This is a genomic window from Prauserella rugosa, from assembly GCF_000719975.1.
In the GTDB taxonomy this organism is placed as follows: Bacteria; Actinomycetota; Actinomycetes; order Mycobacteriales; family Pseudonocardiaceae; genus Prauserella; species Prauserella rugosa.
In genome coordinates, this window is sequence record NZ_JOIJ01000021.1 from 47,292 (window position 1) to 55,248 (window position 7,957).

The 7,957-nt window shown below is 73.3% G+C and carries 7 protein-coding genes and 1 pseudogene; 2 read left to right on the forward strand and 6 right to left on the reverse strand.

Features of this window, described 5'->3' with window-relative positions:
• Positions 1 to 10 precede the first annotated feature (10 nt).
• Together IF64_RS0121725 and thyX are read right to left on the reverse strand one after the other, a co-directional pair.
• Entirely contained in the window at positions 11 to 412 is a 402-nt protein-coding gene (locus IF64_RS0121725) for an ACT domain-containing protein (RefSeq protein ID WP_030534015.1), read from the reverse strand.
• A gap of 5 nt (positions 413 to 417) precedes the next feature.
• On the reverse strand, positions 418 to 1,170 hold the full coding sequence (thyX, locus tag IF64_RS0121730; RefSeq protein ID WP_030534016.1) for an FAD-dependent thymidylate synthase: 753 nt from the start codon (positions 1,168 to 1,170) through the stop codon (positions 418 to 420).
• 226 nt (positions 1,171 to 1,396) lie between these two features.
• On the opposite strand from thyX, the gene IF64_RS0121735 reads away from it, so the two are divergent.
• Both IF64_RS0121735 and IF64_RS0121740 read left to right on the forward strand, forming a co-directional pair.
• Positions 1,397 to 2,116, forward strand: a complete 720-nt coding sequence (locus IF64_RS0121735) for a toxin-antitoxin system HicB family antitoxin (protein WP_084706025.1) — start codon at positions 1,397 to 1,399, stop codon at positions 2,114 to 2,116.
• Positions 2,116 to 3,039 carry a DUF4097 family beta strand repeat-containing protein gene (locus IF64_RS0121740; RefSeq protein WP_030534018.1) on the forward strand — a complete coding sequence of 308 codons (924 nt, stop codon included), beginning with the start codon at positions 2,116 to 2,118 and terminating at the stop codon, positions 3,037 to 3,039. Before IF64_RS0121735 ends, IF64_RS0121740 begins: the two co-directional genes overlap by 1 nt.
• Here the strand turns inward: IF64_RS0121740 and IF64_RS0121745 are convergent.
• The 4 genes and pseudogenes from IF64_RS0121745 to IF64_RS27995 form a co-directional block, all read right to left on the reverse strand.
• Positions 3,020 to 4,234, reverse strand: coding sequence for a winged helix-turn-helix domain-containing protein (locus IF64_RS0121745; RefSeq protein WP_030534019.1), 1,215 nt, complete (start codon positions 4,232 to 4,234; stop codon positions 3,020 to 3,022). The two genes, IF64_RS0121740 and IF64_RS0121745, sit on opposite strands and share 20 nt — an antisense overlap.
• A gap of 78 nt (positions 4,235 to 4,312) precedes the next feature.
• Positions 4,313 to 6,460: a primosomal protein N' gene (locus tag IF64_RS0121750; protein ID WP_030534020.1), complete on the reverse strand. Its 2,148-nt coding sequence runs from the start codon at positions 6,458 to 6,460 to the stop codon at positions 4,313 to 4,315.
• A 25-nt stretch (positions 6,461 to 6,485) separates the two neighbouring features.
• Complete coding sequence (locus tag IF64_RS0121755) at positions 6,486 to 7,550, reverse strand: acyltransferase family protein (RefSeq protein WP_036877506.1); 1,065 nt, start codon at positions 7,548 to 7,550, stop codon at positions 6,486 to 6,488.
• Between the two features lie 279 nt (positions 7,551 to 7,829).
• Positions 7,830 to 7,957: pseudogene (locus tag IF64_RS27995) on the reverse strand (methionine adenosyltransferase); the annotation flags it as partial.

Here is a 7,957-nt window from a genome sequence, read left to right on the forward strand (position 1 = left end):
ACACACCCGGTCAGACGTCGGAAACGTGGACCTCGTGCCCTCCGGATCGCAGTGCACCGACGGCGCGCTCCACGTCCGCCTCCTTCACCAGCAGGTGGTCGGTGTCGAACGTGGACATGCCGAACAGTGCCACGCCCGCTGCGGCGAGTTCGCTCGACAGCGCCGCCACGATGCCGGTGAGCGTGAACGCCAGCGGTCCGCGCACCGTCAGCAGCCGCCATCCGCGTTCGGCCTGCGCCGACTCGGGGACGGCGTCGGCGGGGCACACGACCGAGAGTTCGTCTCCGGTGCGGGTGACGGACACGAACGCACCGTCACTCCGGTCGAGCAGGCCGGCAGGCACGGGTGCGGCGGCGCCGAGGCGGGCGACCGCGTACTCCCCCGGCCGGACGTCGATGGCGAGTCTGCGCACGGCGATCAGCCCTCGGCCACACGGGGACTGGTGGCGATCTCGGTGCCGTCGGGCAGGGTCGAGATCGTGAAGTCGGCGAAGACGTTCTCGGCCGCCTTCTGCAGCTCGCGCAGGCACGCGACCGCCAGCGCGCGGATCTCCACGTCGGCGTGCTCGGTCGCACGCATGGCGATGAAATGCCGCCATGCGCGGTAGTTGCCGGTGACGACGATGCGGGTCTCGGTGGCGTTGGGCAACACCGCGCGGGCCGCCTGCCTGGCCTGCTTGCGGCGCAGCGTCGCGTTCGGTGCGTCGGCGAACTTTCGTTCGAGGCCGGCGAGCAACTCGGTGTAGGCCTCGACGCTGGCCCGGGTCGCGGCGAGGAACCGCTCGTGCAGCTCGGGGTCCTCGGCGATGACGTCGGGCTCGACGAACGCGGCGTCGGTCTCGGGCACGTACCGCTGTGAGAGCTGTGAGTAGGAGAAGTGCCGGTGGCGGATCAGCTCGTGGGTCACCGATCGCGAGATGCCCGTGATGTAGAAGGTGACCGAGCCGTGTTCGAGGACTGACAGGTGCCCGACCTCGATGATGTGGTCGAGGTAGCCGGCGTTGGTCGCGGTCCTCGGGTTGGGTTTCTGCCACGACTGGTAGCACGCCCGGCCCGCGAACTCCGCGAGCGCCTGTCCGCCGTCGGCGTCGGTGCTCCACGGGACGTCCTCGGGCGGGAGGAACTCCGTCTTCGCGATCAACCGCACCTGCGGCGACACCGTTTCGACCACGTACTGCTCCCCTCTCCTGACCAGCCGGCGGGCCCGGCCACGGCCGCCGGGGCCCGCTGCGTGCTGCACCGCGCAGCGTACTGGGCCGAACCGCTGCTCGTCCGGCCCGGCAGCCGCGACGGCTGTCCCCTCGGGCTGCTCGACGACACCGCCACCAACGGCACATGACATCATCGATGACGTCATTCTCCTTGCATGATGTCATGCGTGACGTCACCATGAAGTCATGGACCTCACTCCGTATCTGGACCGACTTCGCGAGGACCTCACCACGAGCGCCTCCGCGGGGGACGAGGACATGCAGCGGGCCGCGGGGGTGCTGTCGGCGGCACTCGAACCGGCTGCGCGGCTCACGCTCATGAACGCCCTGGCCGACATGGCCGAGGAGGTGACCTCCCGACTGGACGGGCCCACCGTCGACGTCCGCCTCGACGGCCGCGACGTCCGGGTCGTGGTCGACGGCGGGGTCACCGGCGGCGGCGAGGCCGCCGGTGCCGGACCCGGCGCCGACGGTGCGTCCCACGGCGACGCCGCGGCACGGGGCTTCTCGTTCGGCGACATCGCCGGCTCGTCCGGGGACATCAGCCGGATCACGCTGCGCATCGTCGAGCAGATCAAGGAACAGGCCGAGCAGGCCGCCGCCGCGCAAGGGCTGTCGCTGAACTCGTTCGTCGCACAGGCCGTGCAGCAGGCATTGCGGGCGAGCGCGCAGGGCCAGCACGGCCACCCCGGCCACCGGCGGGCTCGCACCCACGAGCGCCCCCGCCGTGGTCCGCAGCAGCGCCGCGGCCACGACGGCCCCGGCCACGCCGGCAACGACGACAGAAACAACGGCAGAAACAACGCCGAGCACGACAGGGACCGCGAGGCCGGCGGGACTCGCGGGGACCACGAGCAGCGCCCGGGCACCGACCGGTCGCACCTGCACGGATGGGTGGAAGGCTGATGAACGAGCACGCGGGCACGAGCGGACAGCCGGAGGACCCGATCCGGGTCGAGACCGTCGAGCTGGAGACAGGCGGCGAACCCGCGGAGGTCGACGTCGACATCCCGTTCGGGTCGGTGACGCTCCTGCTCGGCGACGGGCCGTTCTCGGTGACCGTCCGCCACGACCCCCAGGCGCACCTGCCGTGGACCGACAGCGTGACGAGCCTGCTGAACTGGGTGGGCGAGCGCTTCGGCGCGGCCGAACTGGCCGGTACACCCGCGGAGGCGGTGGCGCAGTGCCGCATCGAGGCCGGCGGCGGGCGCATCGTGGTGCGCGGTCCGGGCTCGCTGCCGTTGCACGCGGTACCGCTCGGCGTCACGGTGCACGCGCCGGAGGGCAGCTCGGTACGAGTGCGTGCCGCGGCGGGCCCCATCACCGTGGACGGCACGTGCGGAGGCGCGGATCTGAGCACCGGATCCGGTGCGGTGCGGCTGGGCGACGCCGACGGTGCGGTGACCGTCCGCGCGGGCGGCGGGGACGTCACGGCCGGGACCCTGCGCGGCGGGCTGCAACTACGCGGCACGGGCGAGGTCGCCGTCGGTGGGCTGGCTGCGCCGTCGGCGGTGTCAACGAGCGACGGTGACGTGCGGATCGGCGAGGTCTCCGGGGACGTCCTGGTGCGCACCAGCAGCGGGCACGTCACCGTCGAGAACGTCGCGTCGGGGGCGATCGACGCCACGACGGGATCGGGCACGATCCGAGTCGGCATCGGCTCGGGCGTGGCCGCGGAGATCGACCTGTCGTCGGGCTCGGGCCGGGCCGTGAGCGAGCTCGACGTCTCCGACATGGCACCCGACCGCGACGTGCCCGTGTCGGTGCGCGCCCGCACCGGGGTGGGCGATGCGATCGTCACCTCGGCGCTCACCGCGGCCGCGCGCTGACCTCCCCGGCGAGCTCGGTCGCCAGGTCGCCGGCCTCGCCGACCACCACGTCGTCGAGTTCCAGCCAGTCGGCCGTCTCCCGCAGCTGGGCGGCGAGTTCGGCGGCGACGTGGCCACGGTCGACGTCGGCCTCGGCGAAGGCACCGGGCACCCGCAGCACCGAGGCGGTCCGGTCCGCCTTCAGGTCGACCCGGCCCACGAGTCGCCCGTCGAGCAGGAACGGGAACACGTAGTAGCCGTACTCGCGCCGGGCGGCGGGCACGTAGATCTCGATGCGGTAGCGGAAGCCGAACAGTCGCTCGGTGCGGGCGCGTTCCCAGATCAGCGGGTCGAACGGGCACAGCAACGCCCGTCCGGTGACCGTACGCGGGGTCGTCGCGGCCACATGGCGGTACGCCTGCGGCCGCCAGCCCTGCACCCGCACCGGTTCGAGTGTCCCGTCGTCAACGAGCTCGCCGATCGCCGCACGGGTGATCTCGGGGCCGAGCCGGTAGTAGTCCCGCAGATCGGTCTCGGTGCCCACCCCGAGCGCCTCGGCCGACCGTGCCACCAGTGCCCGCGCGGCCTCGGCCGGTTCGACCCGGCGCGCACGGACCGCCGCGGGCAGCACCCGCTCGGTCAGGTCGTAACACCGTTCGAACCCGCGCCGCGTGCCCGTGGTCAGCTCGCCGATGCCGAACAGCCACTCGCACACCTTCTTGACGTCCGAGCGTTCCCACCACGATCCCGGCGTGCGCCGCTCACCGCCGGTCAGCTCCCGTTCGATCGTGCCCGCACCGACCGGGCCGAGCTCCTTGACGACCGCCAGCACGTCCTCGACCAGGCCGGTGGACTCGTCGACGAGCCGTTCGTAGCCACGCCACCAGCCTCGCCGTTTCGCGCCCGACATCAACAACGGCCAGTCCTCGACGGGGATCAGGCTCGCCTCGTGCGCCCAGCACTCGACGAGCAGCCGCGGCCTGCGTGCGGTGTCGGTCCAGGCCGCGTCGTCGACGAGCGCCGGGTCGTACGGCCCCAGCCGGGCCAGCAGCGGCGCGTAGTGCGCCCGCATGGCGACGTTCACCGAGTCGAGCTGCAACAGCTTCGTGCGGCCGAGGGCGCGGTTGAGATGCCGCCGGGTCGGCTCGCCCGCAGGCCGGGGGTCGGTGAACCCCTGGGCCGCCAGCGCCGTACGTCGGGCCACGGACAGGCTCATCGTTCTCACGGTTCGCCATGGTGGCAGGCGCCACCGACACTCCGCCGCTACTGCCGCTACTGCCGCTACTGCCGGGGCCTAGATGAGGTCGAGCGGGTCGAGGCGGATCCGCACCGGGCTGTCCTCCTTACGCGCGCCCCGCACGGCGGCCAGGGTGTGGGCCGCCGCGGCCAGGGCACGTCCGTCCCCGCGCGGCACCCGCACGAGCGCGCGTTCGCGGTCCGACCGCCCCTCCTCGTCGACCTCGCCCAGCGGCACCGGGCCCAGGATCTCGGCGCTGTCGGGCAGGTCGATCTCGTCGAGCGCCTCCGCCAGGGCGTCCGGTGCGGCGTCGAGACTCGCCATGCGCACCGCGGGAGGGAAGCCGAGCTCGCGCCGTTCGGCCAGTTCGGATTCGGCCAACCAGCCCGGGTCCCACCGCACCAGCGCCTGCACCACGGGGATCGCCGCCTCGGCGCCGACGACGACCCGGCCGCCGTCCGAAGCGGGGCGCACGAGCGCCGCGGCCGCCATCCAGCGGCGCAACGCCTCCTCCGAGGCACGCAGGTCCTGCCTGCCCAGCAGCGCCCATCCGTCCAGCAGCAGGGCGGCGCCGTATCCGCCGTCGGCGACCGGTTCCGCACCCGGCGTGGCCACGACCAGCGCCGGGGCCGAGGCCACCTCGGAGAGCACCTCGCCGCCGCCCGAGGTCCGCACGGCGACCCCGGCGAACGCCCGTCCCAGCTCCTCGGCGGTCCGTTTGGACCCGATCACGACGGCACGCAGGCGCGTCGACCCGCACGCGCTGCACCGGAAGGCCGCGTCGGTGACCCCGCACCACCGGCACCGGGGTGATCCGGCCTCTCCCCCGCTCGGCAACGACAGCGGGCCCGCACAGTGGCGGCACCGCGCACGTGTGCGGCACTGCGCACACGCCAGGCCAGGGACGTAGCCACGCCGCGGCACCTGCACCAGCACCGGAGCGCCCGCCCGGAGGCTCGCGCGCGCGGCCTCGAACGCCACCGCGGGCAGCCGCGCCGCCCGTGCCGCCTCGTCCCGCGCGACGTCGAAGTCCTCGCCGGTGGGCGTCACGCGTGGCGCCGCGGCCCGCACCTGCTCCCTGGTGGCGGTCAACGGCTGGGCCCACCCGGACTCGAGCAGCAGCTGCGCCTCGGCCGTCCTGGCGAACCCGGCCACGAGCAGCGACGCCCGGTCGGCGTGCGCGCGCACCATGAGCACGTCGCGGACCTGCGGGTACGGCATGTGGGGGTCGACGTGCAGGTCGTCGCCGTCGTCCCACACCACGTACAGCGCCGGATCGGCGACCGGGGCGAACATCGCGGCGCGGGTGCCCACGACGATCCGCGCAGTGCCGCGTTTGACGGCGAGCCAGCGGCGGTACCGCTCCGCCGGGCCCAGGTCCGCCGACAGCGCCGTCACCGTTGCGGACCCGGCGAGCGCGGCGCACGCCGCCGTCACGCGCGCCACGTCCCGGTGGTCGGGCATGACCAGGACCGCCCCGCGGCCCTGGGCGGCCACGGTGGCGGCCAGTTCGGCGAGTCGGGCGGGCCAGTCCTCCCCCGGCAGCGCCTGCCACACCGCGTTCGCCACGCGGCCCGCGGCCAGCGCGGCCACGTAGGAGCCTCCCCACCGGTACCGCTCCCACGCCGCGGCGTCCGGGGCTGCCTGCGGCGTGGTGTCGGCCCCGGACGCCGTATCCGTGTCCTCCGCCTCGACGGCGGCATGGCGCGGCGGGATCGCCAGACGAGCCACGTCCATGAACGTGCCGCCGTAGCGCTCGGCCACGGCCCGGCACAGTGCCGCGAGGCGCGGCGTGAGGACGACCTCGCTGGAGACCACGCGCTCGAGGAAGGCCAACCGGCCGCGGTGGTCGGTCGTGGTCGCGCGTTCGACGAGGAACCCGTCGACCAGCTGTCCCGCGAACCGCACCCGCACGCGGCAGCCGGCGACGGCACGTTCGTCGAGCTCGCGGGGCACCTGGTAGTCGAACGTCCGGTCCAGATGCGGCAGCGGCACGTCGACCGCGACCCTGGCGATGGGGTCGCGGTCGGCGGGCTGCTTACGGCCCTTGTCGCTGCGCTTGCCGCCGCGCGGCCGCCCGGCGGTTTTCCGGCCTGCCTTCGCGCCCCGTGCGTCCGCTGCGTCCCCTGCCTTCCCCGAGTTCGCCGTCGTCGGCGTGGGAAGGTCGTCCAGATCCCACAGCGGGGTCGGTTCGGGGCCGGTCACGCCGTCTTCTTTACCAGAGCGGCGCTCACGTCCCGGTGCGGGCCGTCCGTCTCGGCAGGGCGTCGATCCCCTTGTTCAGCAGGGTGAACGCGGGTTGCTCCACCCACCGGGTGAGCGCCCAGCCGAGCAGCACCGCCGTGGCCAGGTAGGCGGGGATCCAGCCGAACCACGGCACACCGAGATCGGCCAGGTGGCGCGCCACGAGCGAGCCCATGACGTAGTGCATGAGGTACACGCCGTACGAGATCCCGGCGAGCCAGCGGATGGGCCGGGCGAAGTTCGTCAGGAACCGCGCATCCCACACCGGCTGGTAGGCCGCCACGCAGATGAGCACGAGCGCGACGGCGAACGCGACGACCGAGTCGCCGGGCGGCGGGTGCTTGGTGTGCGCCACGAGGACGACGACGAGCATCAGCAGCAGCTCGGTGAACGTCATGCGCTGCTTGGACCACCGGAAGATCGCCACGCCCGCGATCAGCAGGTGGGCCCGGTTGAGGCCGGTGCCGTCCATGAACATGCTGACCCACTCCGGCGGCACCATGCCCGGGCCCATGAACAGGTAGCGCAGGGCCAGCGGGAACAGCAGCACGCCCCACATCACGAGCGAGGCCGCGCGTCCGCGCACCCTGCCCTTCCAGGCCAGCAGCGCGATCGCCGTGAACCCGCAGACCTGGATCGGCACGGTCCAGTGGGCGCGGTCGATGTACTGCACGCTGTCGAGCAGGTTGGGCATCAGCGCCAGGTTGCCGACGAGGTCGGTGTAGGACGGCCGGTAGAAGCCCTCCGGGTGCAACGCGATGCTGGCGGCGAAGATCACCACGACGGCCACGAAGAACGCGGGCAGCAGGCGCGCCAACCGGCGCAGCCACCAGCGCAGCGGCGGCTTCTTGCCGATCGTCATCGCGGCGAAGTAGCCGGAGATGACGATCAGCAGGGACGCGCCGAACGGGAAGTCCATCTGCAGCGGTCCCGGCGGCAGGTCGTAGCCGGGCAGCGTGTGCGGGGTGAGGAACGTGGTGTGGAAGGCCAGGACCGCGAGAATGCCGAGTACGCGTACCGCGTCCCAGCTGATGTGCCGGGGGCTGCGCACCGGCGCCGCGGGCGCGCCCGCGGACTCCGTCGAGCCTGTCGCCGCCGCGGTCACACCGCCCGTACCGCTGTCCGCGCCGCCGGGGCGGCTGCCGGTTCCCTGAGTGTCCACCACAAGTTCCGAAGCGTATGACACCGCATCACCCGTCCGGGCGGCAGGTGACCCGTGTGTCTCGAATTCACACCGAAAGGAAAACGGCCCCTGGTCAGGGACCGTGCTGGGGCCGTTCTCCTTGCACTCTCCGGTCACGCCCGCCGTGCCGGCGCGCGATGCGCGGCGCTACGCGCCGGTGGCGCGCACGAGGTCGTCGGCGCGGTTGGTGTTTTCCCACGGCAGGTTGGCGTCCGGGCGACCGAAGTGCCCGTAGGCCGCGGTCTGGGCATAGATCGGCCGCAACAGGTCCATGT